Origin of the sequence: Caloranaerobacter longqiensis, from assembly GCF_050286925.1 — a bacterium.
Classification (GTDB): domain Bacteria; phylum Bacillota; class Clostridia; order Tissierellales; family Thermohalobacteraceae; genus Caloranaerobacter.
The window spans coordinates 151,752-173,284 of the sequence record NZ_JBFWFX010000003.1 but is presented as its reverse complement, the minus strand read 5'-3'; the positions used below and the strand labels follow the sequence as shown (position 1 = coordinate 173,284).

The following is a 21,533-nucleotide window of genomic DNA, read 5'->3' as shown; positions in this document are numbered from 1 at the left end:
TAATAATTAAAAAGGTAAGAGCAGTAAGGGATAAGCTCCCTTCCAACCCTTACCTTACTTTTACTCGTTATCTTGTTCTCCTTGCTTTCCTTCTAATACAGCATTCGCAATTGTTTGTGTTAGCAACTTAACTGCTCTAATAGCATCATCATTGCCTGGAATTACATAATCTACTTCATCTGGATCACAGTTAGTATCTACAATAGCTACAACTGGGATGCCAAGAGTTCTAGCTTCTTTAACAGCTATTTTTTCTTTTCTTGGGTCTACTACAAATAATACATCTGGAAGGCCCTTCATATTTTTTATTCCACCTAAAAACTTTTCCAATCTTTCAGCTTCATGTCTTAGTTTAATTAACTCCTTTTTAGGTAGTACATCAAAAGTACCTTCTTCTTCCATTCTTTTTAACTCATGTAATCTGTCTACTCTCTTTTTAATTGTTCTATAGTTAGTAAGCATACCGCCTAACCATCTTTGGTTTACATAATGCATACCGCATCTAGTTGCTTCTTGTTGAATAGACTCCTGTGCTTGCTTTTTAGTACCAACAAAAAGTACTTGACCTCCATTTTCAACAACTTCTTTAACAAACTTATATGCTTCTTCTATTTTCTCAACTGTTTTTTGAAGGTCAATAATGTAAATTCCATTTCTTTCAGTAAAAATATATTCAGCCATTTTAGGATTCCATCTTCTAGTTTGATGTCCAAAATGAACACCTGCTTCTAGAAGTTGTTTCATAGTAATTACTGCCATATTAAAGCACCTCCGTTGTTTTATTCCTCCACTTGAATCATATTCCAAGAAGACCCATTGGGCACATTTCAAGGAATCATCAAGTGTGTGTAATTTCACTCTAAGTAGTATATCATACCTTTTTTATTTTGACAATATTTTTCTTAAAGATATATAACTATTTATTTAGTTTTTTCAATTTCAGTATCATATCAACTTCCCTTATACTTCTATTTAACTTTTTCGCAATCTCAACATTTCTAAACCCATCATATTTTAATTTTTGAACTTCATTTACTAAATTGATACCTTCTGGATCTTTAAATTCATTATTTCCAATTATTTGGTTGTTATTTGTTAGAGCTTTACCAGTTTCTTTCCCTTCATCTATATCTTGAATCTTCATATAATCATAAATTTCCCTTATTTTTTCTTCTAAATCAAACATTATCTGTTCAAATTCATTGATTTTTTGTTCAAAATATTTAATATAATCTAATGATTCAGACTTTCTATATTCTACTTCATTAAGATATTTGTTTTTTTCTCCATTTTTTATCCAAACAATCAAAGACAATATAATTAGCGCAATACCTAAACATATCAATAATATCGAAGTCATATTACAACCCCTCATCAAATTCTAACATCAAATCTACTACCTAAATAATTCATTTTTATGTCATTTCTTTTATTATCTCCACCTTCTCTTTTTTCTCTTTCATTATTAAAATCTTGATTTTTTTTATTTCTATCATTATCCATTTTTGATTTGTAAGGTTCTTTAGATTTATTAATAGTTTTTTGTTCTTTTTCTATATTCTTCTTATTTTCAAGCACTTCGTTATATAAATTAGTAAATGCCTTATTATTTTCTGACTGCTGAACCTTAGAAAGCATCTGCGTTTTTGAAATTGCTAACCTTAAATCAGCAGTATTAATTTTCATAAATATCCTCCTAATATTATTCAAACGAAGTAATCTTTATTTCTCCGTCAACATTCATAAAAGTACATGGTCCAAGTTTCTCTCTTATAAACATAACACTATTGCCAATAGTAATTTTAACCCCCGGAAAAATCTCTTTTTCTACTTTAATTTTACCATTAGTTTGTGCTTTCATTTTTTCTTCTATACTAATTAATTGTTTTTTTAAAGTCTCTAATTGATTAGTTAAAAATTGTCTACTATCTATAATCTTTACAAGTAATTCTCTTTTTTTATCAGGTAAATTATTGTTTTTTGCCAATCTAGTAAATAATTTTATCGTATTGTCAACTTTTTCTAGATTTGATTTTGTTTCATTTATTTTATTTTTTAATTCTGTATGCTTTAGTTTTAATTCTGTATCTATTCCCACTTCTAATACTGTTACAGTACCCATTGGAGAACCTATCGTTTTTGCTTTAATTTCATTTTTAGCTTTACAAACTCCCCCAACAATTAAACCTTTTCTACCATTTACTTCAATATTATTACCAGAAATTACTTTACTATGCATTATTGCTTCTGCATGTACATTTAAATTAGCATAAATATCACTATTTTCAATAAATTTTGTATAAATATTACCTCTAGATATCAGTTTTCCTTTATGATAACCTTGTATACCTCTTTTAACTATAATATTGCCATTACTTTCAACAATAGCTCCTTCGACTACTCCATTTATTTCAATATCACTCATTGCCTTTACATAAAAACCCGTAATAACATTTCCTTTTATCCTTACTGTACCGTTAAAACTAATATTACCCGTTGAATTGTCTACATTACCAGCAATTTCATATACTTCATAAACAACAATTTTCCCATTCCGATACATAACTTGCCCATCTTTCAATGCATATGCCGCATTCCCATTTTCAGATAAAACTACATTTTTACCTACTTTTAGAAATGCTTCTTTGCCTTTAATAGAAGGTATAATTTCACCGGTTACTGTAATACCGTCTTCACCATTTGTAGCAGGAATTTTTTCTGCTAATAACTGACCTTTTTTAACATTATTTATTATGTTTAAATTTCTATAATCTACACTACCATCTTTTAAAATTTTCGGTTTATGTTCATTTTTAATGTTAAAATACCATTTGATATAACCATCTTTTCCTTCTACTGGCTTTTTCCCTTGTGCAATACAAATTTTTTCGTTATAAACTTTATTTTCAAAAATCTCTTTTAACTTTTCATAATCAAGTCCGTATTTTATTTTTTCCTTTACTTTATTAACAAATTCATCAAACTCTATATTTTTACCTCCATCAGGTGGCAGCAAAGTTACATAACCATACATCTTATCTTCCGATATATCAATTAAAACTTCTTCATCAATCAATATTTCATCCTGTTTTGGTGCGAATCGCACAAAATTACTTTTAGCTCCACTTATTGCATTAACAATAGCCTCTAAATCATATTCTTTTATCTGCTTTCTATTGATCTCTTCCAACACATCAGATAAACTGATTTCATTCCCTGTATTATTATTTATCTGAATATAAACTCCATCTTCTAAATACTTAAACTCAAAATTATTAATATTGCTTTTCTTTGATAGATTTTCTTCTAATTTATTAATTTTTATACTCATTTACTCACCACCTGAACAATTAAAATATTCCTATATGTTTTAACTTGCTTTTGATAGAAATAAGAGCTTTACTATGTAATTGTGATATCCTTGATTCGGAAACTCCTAAAATCTCACTTATCTCCTTATAAGTTAGTTCATCATAGTAATACAACGATATAACCATTTTTTCTTTTTCTGGCAAATTATCAATTATTTCGCTAATTATGGATTTTATTTCTTTTTTTTCAAATTGCCCTTCTGGAGTATCATGGCCATTTTTAAATATTATTTCATTACCAGAAGCAATGATATCTTCTAACGAAACAATATTATAAATCGAAACTTCTCTAAATAATTTTTCTACTTCTTTTTCATCAATATTTAGCTTTTTAGCAATATCTTTATGTGTAACTGTTCTTCCTAAATTATTCTCTAATTCTCTAACAATTTCCTCCAATTCTTTAGCTTTTTTTCTCAAAGATCTAGGAATCCAATCTAGTTTTCTTAAATTATCTATTATCGCACCTCTAATTCTAATCTGAGCATATGTCTCGAATTTTAACCCTCTATTGATATCAAACTTTTCTATAGCATCTATTAGGCCAAATACTCCATAGCTCAACAAATCATCAAATTCTATATTGCCACTATAATAATTATATAGCCTTCCAGCTACAATTTTAACTAAATATACGTATTCTTCAACCAATTTTTGTTTATATTCAATATTATTGGTGGCTTTATACCTATCCCATATTTCTTCAATGGTCATATTAAAATCCTCCTGTAAGATGGATGCTATAATTCTATTATGTAGACTATAGCCATAATTGCCTTTAAATATATTTACATCCTCTACCAATTGTTTTTACCATTAAAGAACCATCTTCACAGTTTAATTCAATAGTTCTACCATAATTCCCTCCTGTATCTTCAGCTACTATCGGAATACCGTATTCTTTTAATTTCTTTTTTGATGCTATCACATTTCTATCACCTATTCTCAGTAGCTCATTTTGAGTACTGAACTTAAACATCTGCGAACCACCAGCTAATTTAGCTACTAGAACATTCTTATTTGCTCCAATTTTAATCATTTTTTCAACCAGCATTTCAATTGCAGTATCTGCAAATTTTGCCTTGTTTGAATTATTTTTTATCTCTAGGCTAGACGGTAACATTATATGAGCTAACCCACCAATTTTATTTATTCTATCATATAGAGCAATCCCTACACATGAACCTAATCCTAAAGTCATGATTATACAAGGTGATTTACAAACTGCTAAATCTGCCATTCCAACTTTTATTACTTTCATATTCCAACTACCCCTAATTTTTTTAACATTGTTTCAAAAGAATCTAATTCTGGTATTAAAAACAAATTTCCAGTTACCTGATTATTTCCTTCTTTAAACTGAGTTTCGATAAACAAAACCTTATCACTAATATATCCAAACTGTATAGCAGGCACACTTAAAATCGCTCCCGCCATATCAAACGCTATCGATGGAACCGAAATCTTCAAAACCATATTAGAAAGTGTACTTAAAGAATTTATATAAGAAGCAGCAAGTATATTACCAACTTCAGATAAAGCCGACATATCCATATCAGTAAATTCATCTCTTTCATTACTGCTTTTAAAAAGTAAATTTAATAAGCAACGTGCAGAATCTATATTCAAAATGAACATGATGCTTCCTTTTATATCTCCACTCATTTCAAAATAAATACCAACAACAGGTTTTTCTGCTCCACCGAGTATATTTGCTACCTCATTAAAATCTAAGATTTTTACTTGAGGTACATCCATATTTATTTTCTTATTTATCATACTTGCTAGTGCAGTTGCTGCATTCCCAGAACCTATATTACCTATTTCTTTTAATACATCCAACAACATAATATTTAAATTATTTATATCCATTATTAACACCTCTAAATATTTATTATGCTGTCTATAAAACTTTTTTCAGATTTAAAAGCATAATCAATTTTCCATCTTTTTTCCCTATACCTTTAATAAATTCAGCTGTATTTGCCTCTCCTATTGCAGGAGGATTGTCCACTTCATTATCATTCAAATAGATAACTTCTGATGAAGAATCTACTATTAACCCAATTACAAAATCTTGTATTGAAACAATTATAACTCTTGTATCATTATTATAATCTTTTATTGGTAATCCAAATCTTTCTCTTAAATCAATAACAGGAATAACCTCTCCACGTAAATTTATAACCCCTTTGACATAAGGCTTAGTATTTGGTACTCTCGTTATATTTGTAATCTTCTCAATTGTTTTAACATATTCAATTTCAATTCCATAGCTTTCATCTTCTAATTTAAATAAAACATACTGATTTGTATTTAAATTCTCTTTCGAATTCAAAATATCACCTCCTACTTACCTAAAATAAGGAATTTATATCAAGTATAAGCGATATACTACCATCTCCTAAAATTGTTGCTCCTGCTATATATCTAGTTCCTGACAAATATTTTCCTAACGATTTTATTACTATTTCCTGTTGTCCTATAAGCTTGTCTACAATCAGACCTGCTTCTTTATCTCCCTTTTTAGCAACAACTGTAATCAATTCCTCACTCTCATCTGTTTCATCCGATTTTTGGATTCCCAAAACTTCATTTAATCTAACTATTGGCAGTGTTTTATCTCTAAATAAAACTACTTCATGATTCTGTATTTTTCTAATAGCTTTACTTTCAATAGTTGTAATTTCTTTTATAGAACTTAATGGTAATGCATAAATTTCATCTTGCAGTTTTATTAATAATGCTTGAATTATTGCTAACGTTAGCGGTATTCTTATTGTGAATTTAGTACCTTTTCCTTTTTCAGTTTCAACTTCAATATTACCACCTATAGCTTCAATTTTATTTTTAACTACATCTAATCCAACACCTCTGCCTGAAATATCTGATATTTTTTCAGCTGTACTAAAACCAGCTTTAAAGAGTAAAGAAATTATTTCTTCCTTGGACATGTTATGTGCTATTTCTTCCGTTATTATTTTTTTATCTATTGCTTTACGTTTAACTTTTTCCAAGTCAATACCTCTACCATCATCCTCAACTTCTATAACTACATTATTACCATCTGGATACGCTCTTAAATATAAAGCTCCAGACTCTTTTTTACCAATTTCTAGTCTTTCTTCTGGACTTTCTATTCCATGATCTATTGAATTTCGTATTAAATGTATTAAAGGATCTCCTATCTCATCAATTACTGTTCTATCTACTTCAGTTTCCTCACCAGACATAATTAGTTTAATATTCTTGCCTAAATCTTTGGACAAATCTCGCACCATTCTAGGAAATCTATTAAAAACTCTATCTATAGGTACCATTCTTACTTTCATAACTGCATCATGTATACTAGTAGTAATTCTTTCTAAATATTCAATTGCTTCGTTCATGTTATGATTTTCAGAACGACCACCAACTTCCTCCATTCTCGTTTTAATAATAATTAATTCACTTACAAGATTCATCAAATTGTCAAGTCTATCGATATCAACTCTAACAGTCTTTCCTATTTTATTATTTTTCTTTTTACTTTTTTTCTCAGTTTTAACTTGAGTTTTATTTTGTACATTATTAGTTCCTTTACTAGTTTCTTCTAAAGCCTTGTTGTTATTTATACTATCTACAGTTTCAATTTTTTTTATTTCAATAGTTTCAACATCAGTTATTCTATTCAATTCATCTAAAATAATATTTTTATCACTTTTACTTAAAATTGTTATCGAAAAACTTAAATCAAATTTTTCATCTTCTATATCTTCAGCTGAAGGTTTTGAATGAATTATTTCTCCATATTTTTCTAATGTATTAAATATAACGAATGCTCTTGCCGCTTTTAACATACAATCTTTTTTTAATGTCACATCAATCGTATATGCATTTAATCCCTTTTCCTGCGCCTTTTTTATAATATTAATAACATATTGATTAAGGTTATTTACACTATCAACTTTATCAGTTTTTACTGTTTCTATACTAGTTTCGGATTGATAATCTTTATCGTTATTTAAAATAGAATTTAACTTGATAATCAAATCTTTATTATCTTGCTCTCCCTCTTCACCTTCTACAGCTATGACATTAATATGCTCTTCGAGAGCATCAAAACATTTAAATAATAAATCGATAACATCAGTATTAATAGCTAATTTGTCATTTCTTATTGCATCTAGCAAATTTTCCATTTCATGCGTCAAACTTGCTATTTTAGTAAATCCCATTGTACCAGACATGCCTTTTAAAGTATGTGCTACTCTAAATATTTCATTAATCAATTCTTTATCATCAGGATTTTTTTCTAAACTTAGTAAACTCTCATTTAAATTATGTAAATGTTCTTTAGACTCATCTATAAATATGTCAAGATATTGACTAATATCCAATTATAACACCCCCAATATATTTAAAATTTCATCTGAAATTGAATTCAAAGGTAATACTTTGTTTATACCCCCGATATTTATTGCAGCTTTTGGCATTCCAAATACAACACAACTTTTTTCATCTTGTGCAATAGTAAAACCATTATTTTCTTTAATAAGTTTTATACCCTGACTTCCGTCAGAACCCATTCCTGTTAATATCACACCTATTTTTTTTAGATATCTAATTTTTGCAACTGATTCCATTAAAACATCTACAGATGGTCTATGCCCAGAAACAGGCTCTTCTTTGTTTAATCTTATGTATACTTTATTAATACCTACTTCATCTAATGTCATGTGATAACCACCTGGAGCAATATAACAATATCCTCTTTTCACTAACTCTCCATCTTCACCTTCCTTTACTACAAGATGTGACATAGAGTTTAATCTATTAGCTAGAGATTTAGTAAAACCCTTTGGCATATGCTGCACGACAACTAAAGCAGCATTTATTTCACTTGGTAAATTAGGTATTATTGACTGAAGTGCTCTTGGACCACCAGTAGAAGTTCCCAAAGCAACTATATAATCTAATTTTTCTTTTTTACTAGTTATAGTTATAGAACTCTTTCTTAAAACCGTATGCTTATCCATTACAGTATTTAGTAAGACAGCTTTTGCAGCTACTTTAACTTTATTTATAATTTCTTCTTTTTTATCTTGACTCCCAACTTTGAAAATATTAGTTGGTTTTGTAATAAAATCAACAGCTCCATATTCTAAAGCTCTTAAAGTTGCTTCAGCCCCTTGGCTAGTCAAACTGCTAAGCATTACAACTGGTTTTTTGAATTTCTTCATAATCTCTTTTAATGCTGTAATGCCATCCATCACAGGCATTTCAATGTCTAATGTAATAACATCAGGATCTAAATAGGATATTTTATCTAAAGCATCTTTACCATTTTTAGCAGTTCCAATTACTTCTATCATTTCATCACTAGACAAAATATCACTTATTATTTTACGCATAAATGCTGAATCATCTACAACTAATACCTTTATCATATTAGATCATCCCTTTTTTTCTTAATTTTCTTTGTTGTTCAAAAATATATTTAATCAATCGTTCTCTATCTTCATCTTTAATTTCAATAAATTTGATTCCTAAAGAAAATTTAAATTTATCATTTTCTATCTCTTGAACTCTTACAACTGTTCCCAAAGCTGTTATACTAAAATCTTTTATTGAAATGTGCAATTTTATTAAATCTCCAACAGAATGTTTAAAGTTGCAAAATACTCTTATACCACTACCACTAATATCCTTAGCTATACAGTTCTCAATCGTTTCTTTTTCCTCATCATCAAGCTTTAAATTATATACTTTTTGTACATCTAATTTTACTGATAATCTGTAGTAATTCCTTTCTTGTAATTTTGTAATACAACTTATTTTCTCAATTTTTAACTTATATATATCTTTATATTCACGTTCAATAATTTTTGCTTTAAATATAAATCTTCCTTTATCTTCACGAAAATATGAAATTTCAATTAAACTCCCAACATGTAAAGGTATTAATGCACTTTTTTGTATAGGACCACTTATTATATAAATATTATCATCAATAATATCAAGTATCTGACTTGCATATTTATTATTTGTTTTTGTATTAATTTCTCTAATTTCTATCTTGTCACCTATGACTGGGTACTCGCCTAATATCTTTTTTTTTTGCATTAAATATGGTCCTCCTTTTGAAATAAATCTTTTTATGTATATAGGGTTTCTTCAAATATTAGTAAAACTATTTACTTATTATAATTTAAAAAATAATTCTTAAATTTTTCAATAAATTTTTTAAAATCATTACCATTGTTGTTGTTTTAATTGCCAACAATTTTTAAAGCAATAGTATTTATTCTTTTGACAAAAGAAGAATTTGGATGTAATAAAGTTATCGGCTTTTGAAGTTTTACAGATTCTACTAATAATTTGCTATTTTGTATATACCCTAAATTTATTAACTCAAAATTTAAAAATCTTTTAGTAACTCTATTCAACTTTTCATATACTTCTTTAGCCTCATAATAATTATCGGCTTTATTTACTACTAAATTAATTTTGTTATAACTACAATTAGAAATAATCAACGTTTTAATTAATGCATATGCATCTGTTAGAGAAGTGGGTTCAGGAGTAGTAACTAAAATAATTTCATTAGCAGCTTCAATAAAACTCAATACAGTTCTTGATATACCTGCTCCAGTATCAATTAATATAAAATCTGCAATTCCAGACAATTTTTCAAGTTGACTAGTCAATTCATACAATTCTCTTTCTTTAATATCAATTAACTCTTCTAATGCTGACCCTCCAGCAATAATTTTTAGTCCACAAGGACCTTCCGTTATAATTTCTAGAATATCTTTTTTCCTTTTTATAACATCAGCGATAGTATGTTTAGGCATAATCCCTAAAGCTATATCAACATTAGCCAAACCTATATCTGCATCAAAAATGACTGTTTTATATCCAAGTTTGTTTAATGAAATCGCTAAATTAATTGTAAAATTAGTTTTACCAACTCCACCTTTGCCACTAGTTATAGCCATAACTCTAGTTTTATTATTAATTTTATTTTCTATTTTTGCTTTATTGCTTTTGTATTTACTCACCATTTGTCTCAATCTATACGCTTGATCTCTCATACTGTAACTCTCCAATCAAATATTTACTTAATTTATTTACATCAGCAATCTCAATATCATCTGGAACATTTTGACCAGTAGTAAAATAAGACAATGGTTTATTTGAATAATATCTAGTATTTAAAATAATACCTAAATTATCGACTTCATCTAACTTAGTAAAAATAATTTTATACTCTGGAATATTTTTATATTTGTCAATAATAGATTTAATAGTATTCATACTAGATGTTGCACTTAATACTAAATAAACTTCCTTATTATTAACAGAATTAATTAATTTCCTTACTTCTTCAATTTTTTCGTTATCTTTATGATTTCTCCCGGCAGTATCTATTAAAATAATCTCTTTATCTTTTAATTTCGACATAACTTTATAAATATCCTCTATATCATAAATATTATTTACTGGAATACTTAATATATCTCCATAAGTTTTTATCTGTTCTGCAGCCCCTATTCTGTATGTATCTGCATTAATAATTCCAACTTCTAAATTTTCATATAAACATATTTTGGAAGCAATTTTAGCTAAAGTAGTAGTTTTCCCTACGCCAGTTGGTCCAATAAAAAATATGATTTTGTTTGGTTTTGACAAGTCTATAGGTTCTGGATTGCCTAGATACTCAATTAAATGATATCTAATTATATCTCTAATAGATTTATCATCCTTATCTTCAACATTAAATCTTTCATTTATTTTATTTAATATTTCATCAGCTATGTGTTCTTCTACTCCTCTTTCAATAAGAATATGTTTATACATAATTAATTTTTCTGATAAATTACTCTTCTCTTTTTTAGTAGCACTTATAATCATATCTTCTATTAATTTCCTTAATTCTTTAATTTCTTCATTAAGTTCCTTTTGAGCATTATTTATTTCATCATTAAATGACTTACTGTGATAATCTATACTTTTATTTGCCCGATTGTCTATTACATTTTTCACCTCATAACTTTCATCTACTGCAGCTACTACTTCTATCAATGGTTTTTTAAAAAAACCAAAAAAACCAGTTTGTTTTATTTTCCTTGTATGAAGTATAACTGCCTCTGTACCAAGTTCTCTTTTAACTTTATCCATAACTTCTTTATTTGTTTTTCCAATGTATCTCTTTACCTTCATTATAATGTCACCATCCCTAATGACTGAACTTCAACTGTAGGTTCTATTTCATTATAAGACAGTACTACTAAATCTTTTATTAATTGTTCAGTCAATCTCTTAAAATATATTCTAACTATAGGAGCTGTTAAAACTATTGGTTGTTCTCCTATTGAAGTTGCTTTTTCTATATTTTTCGATAAGCTTTGAAGAATTTTCTGAACTTTTGTTGGCTCTAATGCCAAATATGAACCTGTTTCTGACTTATTAATAGAGTCCATAATTAATTGTTCTAGTTCACCGTCTAACGTAATTACTTTTATTTTATTGTTTTGCACATATTTTTTTGTTATATATCTTGATAATCTCTGTCTTACATATTCAGTTAATAAATCTGGGTCTCTAGTAACAACACCATAATCCGCAAGAGCTTCTAAAATAGAAACCATATTTCTAATTGAAATTTGCTCTTTTAATAAATTTGCAAGAACCTTCTGTATCTCACCTATAGAAAGAACATTGGGGATAAGCTCTTCTATTAAAGCAGGATATTCTTCTTTTATATTATCTATTAAAACTTTAACTGCTTGTCTATCAAGTAACTCGTGTGCATATTTTCTAATTATTTCAGTCAAATGAGTTGCTATGATAGATGGTGGATCTACTACAGTATAACCTAATATTTCTGCTTTTTCTCTCTCCTCTTCGGTTATCCATTTAGCTGGTAAACCAAATGTAGGTTCAATAGTATCTATCCCAGATAATTCTCCCTTAGCTGTTCCTGGATTCATAGCCAAATAATGATCAAATAATAATTCTCCTTTTGAAACTTCTACACCTTTTATTTTAATTACATATTCATTTGGGTTCAGTTGTATATTATCTCTTAATCTAACCATAGGAACTATTATACCAAGCTCCAATGCAATTTGCCTTCTAATTAATACAATTCTATCAAGCAAATCCCCACCTTGATTTACATCAGCTAAAGGTATAATTGCATAACCAAATTCCAATTCTATGTCATCTACTTTTAATAATGACATTACATTTTCTGTCTTTTTAACTTCTTCAACTTCTACTTCTTCTGCAATTTCTTTTTCTTCTTCAACGTTCTTTTGAATATTAATTTGCATATTATAACCTAAATAAAAGAATATACCTGCTAAAAATATGTATGGCAAAAATGGTAATGGAGTAACAATTCCTAATAAAGACAGTACACTACCGATAATATACATAATTTTAGGATGGCTATTAAAAAGCTGTTTAATAACATCTTGTCCAAGATTCGATTCTGAAGCAGCTCTAGTTACAACTATACCAGTAGCAGTTGATATTATAAGAGCTGGTATTTGGCTAACCAAACCATCTCCTACCGTTAATAATGTGTATTTATGAAGCGCTTCCATAAATGTTAATTTTTTGGTTAAAATTCCTATAACAAAACCTGCACAAATATTTATTATAGTAATAATAATACTAGCTATCGCATCTCCTTTAACAAATTTACTAGCACCGTCCATCGCTCCATAAAAATCGGCTTCTTTCTGTATCTCACTTCTTCTTTTTTTAGCTTCCTCTTCTGTAATAAGCCCTGAATTTAAATCTGCATCTATAGCCATCTGCTTTCCTGGCATAGCATCAAGAGTAAATCTAGCTGCAACTTCTGCTACTCTTTCAGCACCTTTAGTAATTACTATAAATTGTATTATTACAATTATTAAAAATATGATAAAACCTACTATGGGATTTCCCTTGATTACAAAATTCCCAAAAGTCTCTATAACACTTCCTGCATCTCCATCTGTTAAAATGTATCTTGTTGTTGATATATTCAAAGAAAGTCTATAAAGCGTAGTTATTAATAATAAAGATGGGAAAACTGAAAATTGTAAAACTTCTTCAGTATACATTGCAATTAAAAGGATTAATAATGCAAAAGATATATTTAGAGTTAAAAGTATATCTAAAGCACCTTTAGGAACAGGTATAATAATCATCAAAATTATTGCAATAATAAATATCGCTACTACAATATCTCCAAATTTCATAATTGTCCTCCTAACTTATTAGACCTTTTTAAGGCTATAAACATATGCTAGTATTTCGGCTACTGCTTGATAGAGTTCTTCTGGAATTACCTGTCCTATCTCAATATTATTATATAAATGTCTTGCTAGCCATTTGTTTTCAATAATTGGTACAGAAGATTCTCGTGCCACCTTTTTAATATTTTCAGCAATTATATCTTTGCCTTTAGCAATTACATATGGAGCGTCATATTTTTCTTTGTCATATTTCAAAGCAACTGCATAATGTGTTGGATTAGTAATAATAACATCCGCTTTAGGTACATCCTGCATCATTCTGCGCATAGATATTTGACGCTGTTTTTCTTTTATTTTTGATTTAATAACAGGATCACCTTCTGTTTGTTTATATTCTTCCTTAATTTCTTGTTTTGACATTCTTAGGCTTTTTTCATATTCCCACCATTGATATGCATAATCCAATACGGATAATACAAACAAAACCAATCCTATTCTAATAGCAATTTCAAATGACATTTTAGCTATATAAAATACAATATTGGATATATTTTTTTCTAATAATCGCATAATATTTTTAATTTGCCCCATAATATAAGAATACATGATATAACTTATTAACGTTATTTTTAAAAAAGATTTTACTAATTCTACAAATGCCCTTTTTGAAAATATGCGTTTGAAACCTTCTATAGGATTTATTCTGCTAAATTTAATTTGTAAAGTTTTTGTTGTAAATAAAAACCCTACTTGAAAATAATTAATAATTAATGCAAAGATAAAAGCAACTCCTAAAACTGGGGCAACAATTTCAGTTGTTTTTAAAATAATATATCTTAATAGTAAAATAATTTCTCTCTTTGAATAAAAATCGTCAGAAATTAAATATTCACTATAAATATAACTTATATGTTCTTTTAAACTGTTGAACATATAGTTGCTAAAAATTTTCAAAGTTAAAAATATAAATAGTAGTAACAGGGCAGACGTTAATTCTCTACTCTGTAGCACTTGCCCTTTTTCTCTTGCTTCTTTTCTCCGTTTCGGAGTAGGCTTTTCCGTTTTCTCTCCACTTGCAAATAATTGCAATTTTATGCTATTTAACATTTGTAATCATTCCTTATTCTACTTTAAGAAAGAAAATACTCGAAAAATTTGTTCATATAAATTACATATAAAAGCAATAATGAAAGGTATCGTTAATATCAAAGTAATAACCCCTATTGCAATTCTTAAAGGCATTCCAACTACAAAAACATTCATTTGTGGCATAGTTCGTGCCAATATCCCTAGTATAATATTAGTTATAAATATAGTAGCCAATATAGGGCTACTAAGTTTAAAAGCTATAACAAATATATTACTAGTAATTATAAGTATTTCTTTATAAATGGTTGTTTTGATGACATAACTTCCTAAAGGAATTATTGTAAATGAATCCAATAAAGTCTTTATCAATATATGATGACCATCTATAACTAAAAAAGTCAATAAAGCTAAAATATAATAGAAATTCCCTGTTATGGGAACTTGTATATTACTGTTAGGATCTAGTACATTTACCATACTAAAACCTAATTGCATATCTACTAACTTACCAGCTAAATATAGTGAAGAGAAAAATAAGTACATGATAAATCCGATAAATATACCTAAAAATAATTCTCTTAATATATAAATTATAAAAAGATAAATGTCTATTTGTGTTTGATTGAATTCAACTATATTAATCATTATCAGTGTAAGAAAAAAAGTAAAAACTATTTTGAATATTGTTGGTACATTTCTTCTGCTAAATATCGGGGTAATGATAAAAATTCCACTTAATCTAACAAATACTAACAAAAAAGCAATGTATTTATTTATAATCAATTGTATAACATCTACCATAAAATTCACCATTAAATTATTTTATAAACGTATTCATATTTTCAAAAAGTTTATTAGTAAAATCTAAAATAAGATTTAATAGCCAAGGTGAAAATATTAAAAACGAAATCATTACAGCTATTATTTTAGGAACAAAAGCTAATGTAGCTTCTTGTATCTGTGTTGTTGCTTGAAATATACTAACAGCTAATCCTATTAACAAGCCAAAAATCAGCATTGGAGAAGAAAGCATTAAAACCATCTTCATCGCATCTTGAGCTAAACTTATAATATCCCCTTGGCTCATTTATATCACTCCTATTAATTGAAACTTAATAATAACTGTTTTACAACAAGATTCCATCCATCTACCATAATAAAAAGTAATATTTTAAATGGCAAAGATATCATAACTGGTGGTAACATCATCATACCCATTGACATTAATGTACTTGCAACCACCATATCTATTATTAAAAATGGTATAAATAATATAAATCCCATCTGAAAAGCTGTCTTTAATTCGCTAATCATAAAAGCAGGTATTAATACTCTTGTCGGTATATCTTCTAATTTTAAGTCATTTCTTTCTTCAATACCTGATGCTTTAATAAATAAAACTAAATCTTTCCCTCTAGTTTGCTTAAACATGAATTCACGAATTGGTTCTAATGCATTATTAAAAGCTTCTTCTTGGCTAATCTCTCCACTTAAAAAAGGCTGAATAGCTTGTTCATTAATCTGATCTATAGTTGGACCCATGATAAAAAATGTTAAGAATAATGCTAGCCCAATTAAAACTTGATTTGGTGGCGTCTGTTGTGTTGCTAAAGCATTACGCATAAAAGAAAGTACAATAATTATTCTAGTAAAACTTGTAACCATTATTAAAATAGAAGGGGCCAAAGTTAATATAGTTAGCAAAATTAATATTTGTATACTTATAACATAATCATTCGGATCATCTGTATCTTTCAAAGATATTGTCTTTCCAAATAAAGAAATTTCAGGGGCCCCATACACAACAGAATTACAAAGTACAATTAATACAGTTGTAATTATAAGAACTTTTACTATCTTAGTCATATTTATTCATCCTACTCACTTATAGTTCATAATAATCTTATTAATGTTTTGCATTTTTTGTAAAATTAATTTTCATAAGAAATTTTTCTAAATATTTATCAAAACTAGACTTATTAATTATATTACTGTCAGATTTTAATGATTCAATATTTTCTAATTTATCAATCAAAATTATACTATTGTTATTATAAGCTAATATATAATATTGTCCATACATTTCTAATACCAAAATCTTGATGCCGTTTATATTTAGAATATCAATAATTTTAATTCTATGTTTTTTACCTACAGCATTTAATTTAAAGTTCAATATTCTACCTAGAAATAATATAGCTAAAATAATCAGAATGAAACCAAATGTAAAACTAATTAAATTAATGAAAGAATAACCCCTGTTATTATCAATGTAACTGGAGCCAAAAGCATACTCATTAACAAGTAAAAAACTAGAAATAGAAAATAATTCTAAAAAAATATTTCTCATTGTTAACCTAATACTTTTTTTACAGCTTCTATAACTCTATCTGCTTGAAATGGTTTCACTATAAAATCTCTAGCTCCAGCTTGAATTGATTCAATAACCATAGCTTGTTGTCCCATAGCTGAACACATTATTATTTTTGCATTTTCATCAAACTTTTTAATTTCCTTTACAGCCTGAATTCCATCTACTTCTGGCATTGTAATATCCATTATTACTAAATCTGGTTTAAGCTCTTTATATTTTTCAATAGCTTTAGCCCCATTATCAGCTTCACCTATAACCTCATATCCATTCTTATTCAAAATGTCCTTAATCATCATTCTCATAAAAGCAGCATCATCAACAATAAGTATTCCTTTACCCATATTAATTCCTCCTTATTATTTCTTTTTAAATTTTATTTATTTGTTCTTTTTGATGGGTTTACAATATCTGTTATTCTAACACCAAAATTATCATCAATTACTACAACTTCACCTTTAGCAATAAATTTGCCGTTTGCAAATATCTCTAAAGGTTCTCCAACTAGCTTGTCCAATTCTATAACTGTTCCAGGACCAAATTCTAAAATCTCACTAATCTTTTTAGTTGTTCTACCTAATTCAACAGTAACTTCTACAGGTATCTCCTGTATTAAATCAATGCTTTCATTATATTCTATTTTTTTATTCTCATCAAAGGACTGGAATTCTACTTTTCTTACATTAATATGTTCTTGTTCCTTAATTTCTTTGTTATTCGCATTATAACTTAAATTTTCTATGCTATTCATGGACTCATTATCTGACTTTTCATCTTCTTCTTGACTAATTAAATCTGTATTTTTATCCGAATTATCAAAATTAGAATTAGATTCTTGTCCTAAAAGCCTACTTACCATATTTTTCGCAAAATCAATTGGTAGAAGTTGCATTATTTCACTATCAACTAAATCTCCAATGATCATTCTAAAAGATATTTTAACAATAGTTTTATTTTTAAAAATATCTAAATCTATATTGTCATCATTTAGCTTTATTAAAAAAGCTCTAGGAGGCTCAATATCAATAACTGTAGAAAACATCTCTGACAGTGAAGTACTTGACGAACCAACCATTTGATTCATTGCTTCACTTATGGCACTTAAATCCATCTCATTTAACTCTCTATCTATATTTGTACCATCACCACCCATCATAAGATCGGTAATAACTTTTACGTCATCTGTTTTTAATATTAATAAATTTGAACCTTCAAGTCCTAACTTATATTTCACATCTACAGCTACAAATGGTACCGCGTATTTTTTCGAAAGCTCCTCTGTATTAGTTACCTCTACTTTAGGTGTTGTAATAGTAACCTTTTTACCAAGCAAAGTATATAAAGTTGTTGCTGCTGTTCCCATACTGATATTTCCTATTTCTCCTAGTGCATCCTTTTCTATTTCAGTTAGTTCTTCATTTACTGTAACTGATTCATTATTATCTGCTAGCTCTCCTTTTAGTAAAGCATCTATTTCTTCTTGTGAAAGCATATTATTCGTCATCTATATCTTCACCATCCTTTTTGACTCTGGTAATCTTAACAGCCATTTTATTATTTTTAACTCCAGGTACCCCATAAAACTTCGTTTTCGAACCCACTTTAACTTCTAATTCACTATCTCTTGTTTTATTAAGCTTTATAACATCACCTACTCGTAAATCTAATAAATCTTTAACTGTAATCATAGTACTACCGATTTCCACTATTAAAGGTACCTTTACCTTTTTTATTCTCTTTTTAACAATCTCTATTTCGGTTGAATCAATATCTTTATTGTTTGTCGAATACCAAAGTTTAGTGCTTAATTTGTTTAATATAGGTTCTATTGTTAAGTAAGGAATACATATATTAGCCATTCCTTCAGTTTCTCCTATTTTTATATTTAATGTAATTAATACTATTGTTTCACTAGGAGAAATTATTTGTATAAATTGTGAATTAGTTTCTATTTTCTCTAAAGATGGTTTCAACTCTAATATATTATCCCAAGCTTGCGTTATTATATCTTGAATTCGATAAAAAACTTGCTTTAATAATACTAGCTCTATTTCAGTAAAACTACGATTTAATTCAATATTACTACCATTACCACCTAATAATCTATCTATAACAGCATAAGCAATATTAGGTGAAATGTCCAAAATAATTTGTCCCGATAATGGGTTAAAATTTATAATTGAAAGAAAAGCAGGGTTTGAAATTGCATTACTAAACTCACTAAAAACATATTGATCAATAGTTAATACTTCTACATTTATAGGTGCTCTTAAATAACCTGATAAAAACGTCTGTAGTAATCTAGCTAACTTGTCATGAATAATGCCCAATGTCCTCATCTGGTCTTTAGCTATTTTTTGCGGATTTCTAAAATCATATTTTTTTACTTTCTTTTCTTTTGCTTCTTCTTTTATTTCTTTAACATCTACTTCTCCAGAAGTTAAAGCCTTGAGTAGGGCATCTATTTCACTCTGTGAAAGAACTTCAGACAATAGTTATACCTCCCTACTGTACAATTAATTCTTTAAAATATATATTTGTTATATCTTTAGTATTAAATAATTCTGCTAATTTTGCTGTAATTTCTCTCTGAAGCAGAACTTGTCCATCACTACCCTCTAATTCTTTTTCTGTTTTACTTCTAATAATCTCATTAATCTGATTATTTATTAAAAACTTCTTTTTCTCTAATACTTTTAATAATTCCTTATCTGTTACTTCTATAGTAATATCGACTTTAACAATACTACTACTATCCTTTACATTACTATACATCTCACCTACATCAAAATAAAACTTCTCTTTTGGTTTATTAACATCTGCCTTACTTTTAATATATAAAAATGAGAAAACAGCTACTAAAACTAATGAAACTGCTAATATTACAACAGCAATAACTAAAATCTTTTTACTATTCATATTTACAACCCCTTTTATTAATCTGGTTCCCATTTTGCATAAGATGATTTTAAAATTACAATATCAACTCTTCTATTTTTAGCTTTATTTTCAGGCGTATCATTAGGAGCTACAGGTCTATAATAAGCATATCCAGCCGAAGATATTCTATTTCCTTCTATTCCCTTTTCTTCTATTAAAAATCTTAAAACATTAGTAGCTCTAATAGCAGATAATTCCCAATTTGATGGAAATTTTGATGTTCTTATCGGATCTGTATCTGTATGTCCTTCTATTTTTATATGCTTGGATTTAAATTCATTCCTATTAAGTATATCCCCTATATATCTTAAAATTTCTTTCGCTTTCGGTTTTATTTCTGCTTTCCCAGAATCAAAAAATACATTATCTAAAACTCTAATTATTAAACCTCTTTCTTCGATTCTAGCTATTACCTTAGTTTCTAGACCCTTTTCTCTTGCATATTCTTCAATTAAAACTTTTAATTTTCGAAAATCCTCAATCTCTTTTTTTTCATTTGTAGATTTATCTTGATATAAATTCCCATCATTTATAAAAGGTACATCCTGTATAGTCTTTCCACCTTTCAAAACACCTAGTGAACCTTGAAATGACTTCATAATAGCTTCAAATTTCTGCACATTTATTTCAGAAAAAGAAAACAATAATACAAAGAAACAAAGAAGCAAAGTAACCATATCTCCATATGTAGTCATCCATTCAGGTGCGCCTTTTTTTTCTTCTTTTTTCCTTCTTTTCATTATGCTTCCCCACCTTCAGTTTCTTTTTCCATAGTTTTTCTCATTTCAGGTGGTAAGAAGGTTTTTAATTTTTCTTCTATAATTCTAGGATTTTCACCAGCTTGGATTGATAAAAGCCCCTCAACAATCAGCTCTTTTATAAGTATTTCCTCACGACTTCTGCCTTTAAGTTTATTAGCAATCGGAATAAATATTAAATTAGCAAATAAAGAACCATAAAAAGTTGTAACTAAAGCTACAGACATATTCGGTCCAATACTAGCAGGATCATTTAAATCTTTAAGCATATTAATAAGCCCTATTAAAGTACCTATCATACCAAATGCAGGAGCATAGCTACCCATTGCTTCAAAAATACCTTGTCCTTCACCATGTCTTTCTTCAGTAAAAGCTAGTTCTGTTTCTAATATATTTCGAACAAGTTCTGGATCAGTACCATCGACTATTAGAACAATCCCCTTTTTTAAAAACACATCATCTACATTTTCTGCAGCTTCTTCTAATGCAAGAAGCCCTTCTCTTCTAGCTATATTAGCCAGTTTAATTATTTCATTTATTATTTCTATTGGTGAAACATTTTTAGTCATAAATGCATTTTTTACAACTTTTAATGTTTTTAATACTTTAGACAGAGGATAACTAACAAAAGTAGCAGCTATAGTTCCTCCGAGAACTATAACTAAGGAAGGAAAATCAATAAAATTTCCTATATTACCTGATTGTGAAATTCCCCATACAACGAATCCAATACCTGCTATAAAACCAATGGCAGTTGCTAAATCCAACA

At 28.0% G+C, this 21,533-nt stretch carries 25 protein-coding genes; all 25 read right to left on the bottom strand.

The window, feature by feature from the left end; all coding sequences use genetic code 11:
* Positions 1-60 precede the first annotated feature (60 nt).
* The 25 genes from rpsB to AB4Y15_RS04160 all read right to left on the bottom strand — a co-directional run bounded on the left by rpsB (position 61) and on the right by AB4Y15_RS04160 (position 21,531).
* Positions 61-759: a 30S ribosomal protein S2 gene (gene rpsB / locus AB4Y15_RS04280; RefSeq protein WP_427338679.1), complete on the bottom strand. Its 699-nt coding sequence runs from the start codon at positions 757-759 to the stop codon at positions 61-63.
* Between the two features lie 157 nt (positions 760-916).
* On the bottom strand, positions 917-1,360 hold the full coding sequence (locus AB4Y15_RS04275; RefSeq protein WP_427338678.1) for a hypothetical protein: 444 nt from the start codon (positions 1,358-1,360) through the stop codon (positions 917-919).
* A gap of 14 nt (positions 1,361-1,374) precedes the next feature.
* The gene (locus tag AB4Y15_RS04270; protein WP_427338677.1) at positions 1,375-1,686 is read right to left on the bottom strand and encodes a hypothetical protein; all 312 of its coding nucleotides are present in this window, start codon (positions 1,684-1,686) and stop codon (positions 1,375-1,377) included.
* 16 nt (positions 1,687-1,702) lie between these two features.
* Entirely contained in the window at positions 1,703-3,331 is a 1,629-nt protein-coding gene (locus AB4Y15_RS04265; protein ID WP_427338676.1) for a flagellar assembly protein A, read from the bottom strand.
* 19 nt (positions 3,332-3,350) lie between these two features.
* The gene (locus AB4Y15_RS04260) at positions 3,351-4,085 is read right to left on the bottom strand and encodes a FliA/WhiG family RNA polymerase sigma factor (protein WP_427338674.1); all 735 of its coding nucleotides are present in this window, start codon (positions 4,083-4,085) and stop codon (positions 3,351-3,353) included.
* A gap of 64 nt (positions 4,086-4,149) precedes the next feature.
* Complete coding sequence (locus AB4Y15_RS04255) at positions 4,150-4,632, bottom strand: chemotaxis protein CheD (protein ID WP_427338673.1); 483 nt, start codon at positions 4,630-4,632, stop codon at positions 4,150-4,152.
* The gene (locus tag AB4Y15_RS04250; RefSeq protein WP_427338672.1) at positions 4,629-5,243 is read right to left on the bottom strand and encodes a chemotaxis protein CheC; all 615 of its coding nucleotides are present in this window, start codon (positions 5,241-5,243) and stop codon (positions 4,629-4,631) included. Before AB4Y15_RS04250 ends, AB4Y15_RS04255 begins: the two co-directional genes overlap by 4 nt.
* Positions 5,244-5,274: 31 nt before the next feature.
* Entirely contained in the window at positions 5,275-5,709 is a 435-nt protein-coding gene (locus AB4Y15_RS04245; protein ID WP_427338671.1) for a chemotaxis protein CheW, read from the bottom strand.
* Positions 5,710-5,728: 19 nt separating this feature from the next.
* Positions 5,729-7,750, bottom strand: coding sequence for a chemotaxis protein CheA (locus tag AB4Y15_RS04240; protein ID WP_427338670.1), 2,022 nt, complete (start codon positions 7,748-7,750; stop codon positions 5,729-5,731).
* Positions 7,751-8,800, bottom strand: a complete 1,050-nt coding sequence (locus AB4Y15_RS04235; protein ID WP_427338669.1) for a protein-glutamate methylesterase/protein-glutamine glutaminase — start codon at positions 8,798-8,800, stop codon at positions 7,751-7,753. It lies immediately after the preceding gene.
* A 1-nt stretch (position 8,801) separates the two neighbouring features.
* The gene (locus tag AB4Y15_RS04230; protein ID WP_427338668.1) at positions 8,802-9,476 is read right to left on the bottom strand and encodes a flagellar brake protein; all 675 of its coding nucleotides are present in this window, start codon (positions 9,474-9,476) and stop codon (positions 8,802-8,804) included.
* A gap of 146 nt (positions 9,477-9,622) precedes the next feature.
* A complete protein-coding gene (locus AB4Y15_RS04225; protein ID WP_427338667.1) occupies positions 9,623-10,447 on the bottom strand; it encodes a MinD/ParA family protein in 825 nt (274 codons plus the stop codon).
* Positions 10,428-11,576 (bottom strand): flagellar biosynthesis GTPase FlhF, encoded by a 1,149-nt coding sequence (gene flhF, locus AB4Y15_RS04220; RefSeq protein ID WP_427338666.1) that lies wholly within the window; start codon positions 11,574-11,576, stop codon positions 10,428-10,430. Before flhF ends, AB4Y15_RS04225 begins: the two co-directional genes overlap by 20 nt.
* Positions 11,576-13,609 (bottom strand): flagellar biosynthesis protein FlhA, encoded by a 2,034-nt coding sequence (gene flhA, locus AB4Y15_RS04215; RefSeq protein ID WP_427338664.1) that lies wholly within the window; start codon positions 13,607-13,609, stop codon positions 11,576-11,578. The genes flhF and flhA overlap by 1 nt, the downstream gene beginning before the upstream one ends.
* Positions 13,610-13,627: 18 nt before the next feature.
* The gene (gene flhB / locus AB4Y15_RS04210; RefSeq protein ID WP_427338663.1) at positions 13,628-14,713 is read right to left on the bottom strand and encodes a flagellar biosynthesis protein FlhB; all 1,086 of its coding nucleotides are present in this window, start codon (positions 14,711-14,713) and stop codon (positions 13,628-13,630) included.
* 18 nt (positions 14,714-14,731) lie between these two features.
* Complete coding sequence (gene fliR / locus AB4Y15_RS04205) at positions 14,732-15,496, bottom strand: flagellar biosynthetic protein FliR (protein ID WP_427338661.1); 765 nt, start codon at positions 15,494-15,496, stop codon at positions 14,732-14,734.
* Positions 15,497-15,512: 16 nt separating this feature from the next.
* The gene (gene fliQ / locus AB4Y15_RS04200) at positions 15,513-15,782 is read right to left on the bottom strand and encodes a flagellar biosynthesis protein FliQ (protein WP_427338659.1); all 270 of its coding nucleotides are present in this window, start codon (positions 15,780-15,782) and stop codon (positions 15,513-15,515) included.
* A 14-nt stretch (positions 15,783-15,796) separates the two neighbouring features.
* The gene (gene fliP, locus AB4Y15_RS04195) at positions 15,797-16,561 is read right to left on the bottom strand and encodes a flagellar type III secretion system pore protein FliP (protein WP_427338658.1); all 765 of its coding nucleotides are present in this window, start codon (positions 16,559-16,561) and stop codon (positions 15,797-15,799) included.
* Positions 16,562-16,601: 40 nt separating this feature from the next.
* Entirely contained in the window at positions 16,602-17,045 is a 444-nt protein-coding gene (locus AB4Y15_RS04190) for a hypothetical protein (protein ID WP_427338657.1), read from the bottom strand.
* A 2-nt stretch (positions 17,046-17,047) separates the two neighbouring features.
* Complete coding sequence (locus tag AB4Y15_RS04185) at positions 17,048-17,410, bottom strand: response regulator (RefSeq protein ID WP_427338656.1); 363 nt, start codon at positions 17,408-17,410, stop codon at positions 17,048-17,050.
* 32 nt (positions 17,411-17,442) lie between these two features.
* Positions 17,443-18,570: a flagellar motor switch phosphatase FliY gene (gene fliY, locus AB4Y15_RS04180; protein ID WP_427338655.1), complete on the bottom strand. Its 1,128-nt coding sequence runs from the start codon at positions 18,568-18,570 to the stop codon at positions 17,443-17,445.
* A complete protein-coding gene (gene fliM / locus AB4Y15_RS04175) occupies positions 18,560-19,558 on the bottom strand; it encodes a flagellar motor switch protein FliM (protein WP_427338653.1) in 999 nt (332 codons plus the stop codon). The genes fliY and fliM overlap by 11 nt, the downstream gene beginning before the upstream one ends.
* Before the next feature lie 13 nt (positions 19,559-19,571).
* Positions 19,572-19,985, bottom strand: a complete 414-nt coding sequence (locus AB4Y15_RS04170) for a flagellar basal body-associated FliL family protein (RefSeq protein WP_427338651.1) — start codon at positions 19,983-19,985, stop codon at positions 19,572-19,574.
* A 17-nt stretch (positions 19,986-20,002) separates the two neighbouring features.
* Positions 20,003-20,746, bottom strand: coding sequence for an OmpA/MotB family protein (locus AB4Y15_RS04165; RefSeq protein WP_427338649.1), 744 nt, complete (start codon positions 20,744-20,746; stop codon positions 20,003-20,005).
* Positions 20,746-21,531: a flagellar motor protein gene (locus AB4Y15_RS04160; RefSeq protein WP_427338647.1), complete on the bottom strand. Its 786-nt coding sequence runs from the start codon at positions 21,529-21,531 to the stop codon at positions 20,746-20,748. Before AB4Y15_RS04160 ends, AB4Y15_RS04165 begins: the two co-directional genes overlap by 1 nt.
* Positions 21,532-21,533: the final 2 nt, after the last annotated feature.

Coding starts and splice junctions, on each gene's coding strand:
- rpsB (WP_427338679.1), bottom strand. CDS start 759: ATGGCAGTAATTACTATGAAACAACTTCTAGAAGCAGGTGTTCATTTT.
- AB4Y15_RS04275 (WP_427338678.1), bottom strand. CDS start 1,360: ATGACTTCGATATTATTGATATGTTTAGGTATTGCGCTAATTATATTG.
- AB4Y15_RS04270 (WP_427338677.1), bottom strand. CDS start 1,686: ATGAAAATTAATACTGCTGATTTAAGGTTAGCAATTTCAAAAACGCAG.
- AB4Y15_RS04265 (WP_427338676.1), bottom strand. CDS start 3,331: ATGAGTATAAAAATTAATAAATTAGAAGAAAATCTATCAAAGAAAAGC.
- AB4Y15_RS04260 (WP_427338674.1), bottom strand. CDS start 4,085: ATGACCATTGAAGAAATATGGGATAGGTATAAAGCCACCAATAATATT.
- AB4Y15_RS04255 (WP_427338673.1), bottom strand. CDS start 4,632: ATGAAAGTAATAAAAGTTGGAATGGCAGATTTAGCAGTTTGTAAATCA.
- AB4Y15_RS04250 (WP_427338672.1), bottom strand. CDS start 5,243: ATGGATATAAATAATTTAAATATTATGTTGTTGGATGTATTAAAAGAA.
- AB4Y15_RS04235 (WP_427338669.1), bottom strand. CDS start 8,800: ATGATAAAGGTATTAGTTGTAGATGATTCAGCATTTATGCGTAAAATA.
- AB4Y15_RS04230 (WP_427338668.1), bottom strand. CDS start 9,476: ATGCAAAAAAAAAAGATATTAGGCGAGTACCCAGTCATAGGTGACAAG.
- AB4Y15_RS04225 (WP_427338667.1), bottom strand. CDS start 10,447: ATGAGAGATCAAGCGTATAGATTGAGACAAATGGTGAGTAAATACAAA.
- flhF (WP_427338666.1), bottom strand. CDS start 11,576: ATGAAGGTAAAGAGATACATTGGAAAAACAAATAAAGAAGTTATGGAT.
- flhA (WP_427338664.1), bottom strand. CDS start 13,609: ATGAAATTTGGAGATATTGTAGTAGCGATATTTATTATTGCAATAATT.
- flhB (WP_427338663.1), bottom strand. CDS start 14,713: ATGTTAAATAGCATAAAATTGCAATTATTTGCAAGTGGAGAGAAAACG.
- fliR (WP_427338661.1), bottom strand. CDS start 15,496: ATGGTAGATGTTATACAATTGATTATAAATAAATACATTGCTTTTTTG.
- fliQ (WP_427338659.1), bottom strand. CDS start 15,782: ATGAGCCAAGGGGATATTATAAGTTTAGCTCAAGATGCGATGAAGATG.
- fliP (WP_427338658.1), bottom strand. CDS start 16,561: ATGACTAAGATAGTAAAAGTTCTTATAATTACAACTGTATTAATTGTA.
- AB4Y15_RS04190 (WP_427338657.1), bottom strand. CDS start 17,045: ATGAGAAATATTTTTTTAGAATTATTTTCTATTTCTAGTTTTTTACTT.
- AB4Y15_RS04185 (WP_427338656.1), bottom strand. CDS start 17,410: ATGGGTAAAGGAATACTTATTGTTGATGATGCTGCTTTTATGAGAATG.
- fliY (WP_427338655.1), bottom strand. CDS start 18,570: ATGACGAATAATATGCTTTCACAAGAAGAAATAGATGCTTTACTAAAA.
- AB4Y15_RS04170 (WP_427338651.1), bottom strand. CDS start 19,985: ATGAATAGTAAAAAGATTTTAGTTATTGCTGTTGTAATATTAGCAGTT.
- AB4Y15_RS04165 (WP_427338649.1), bottom strand. CDS start 20,746: ATGAAAAGAAGGAAAAAAGAAGAAAAAAAAGGCGCACCTGAATGGATG.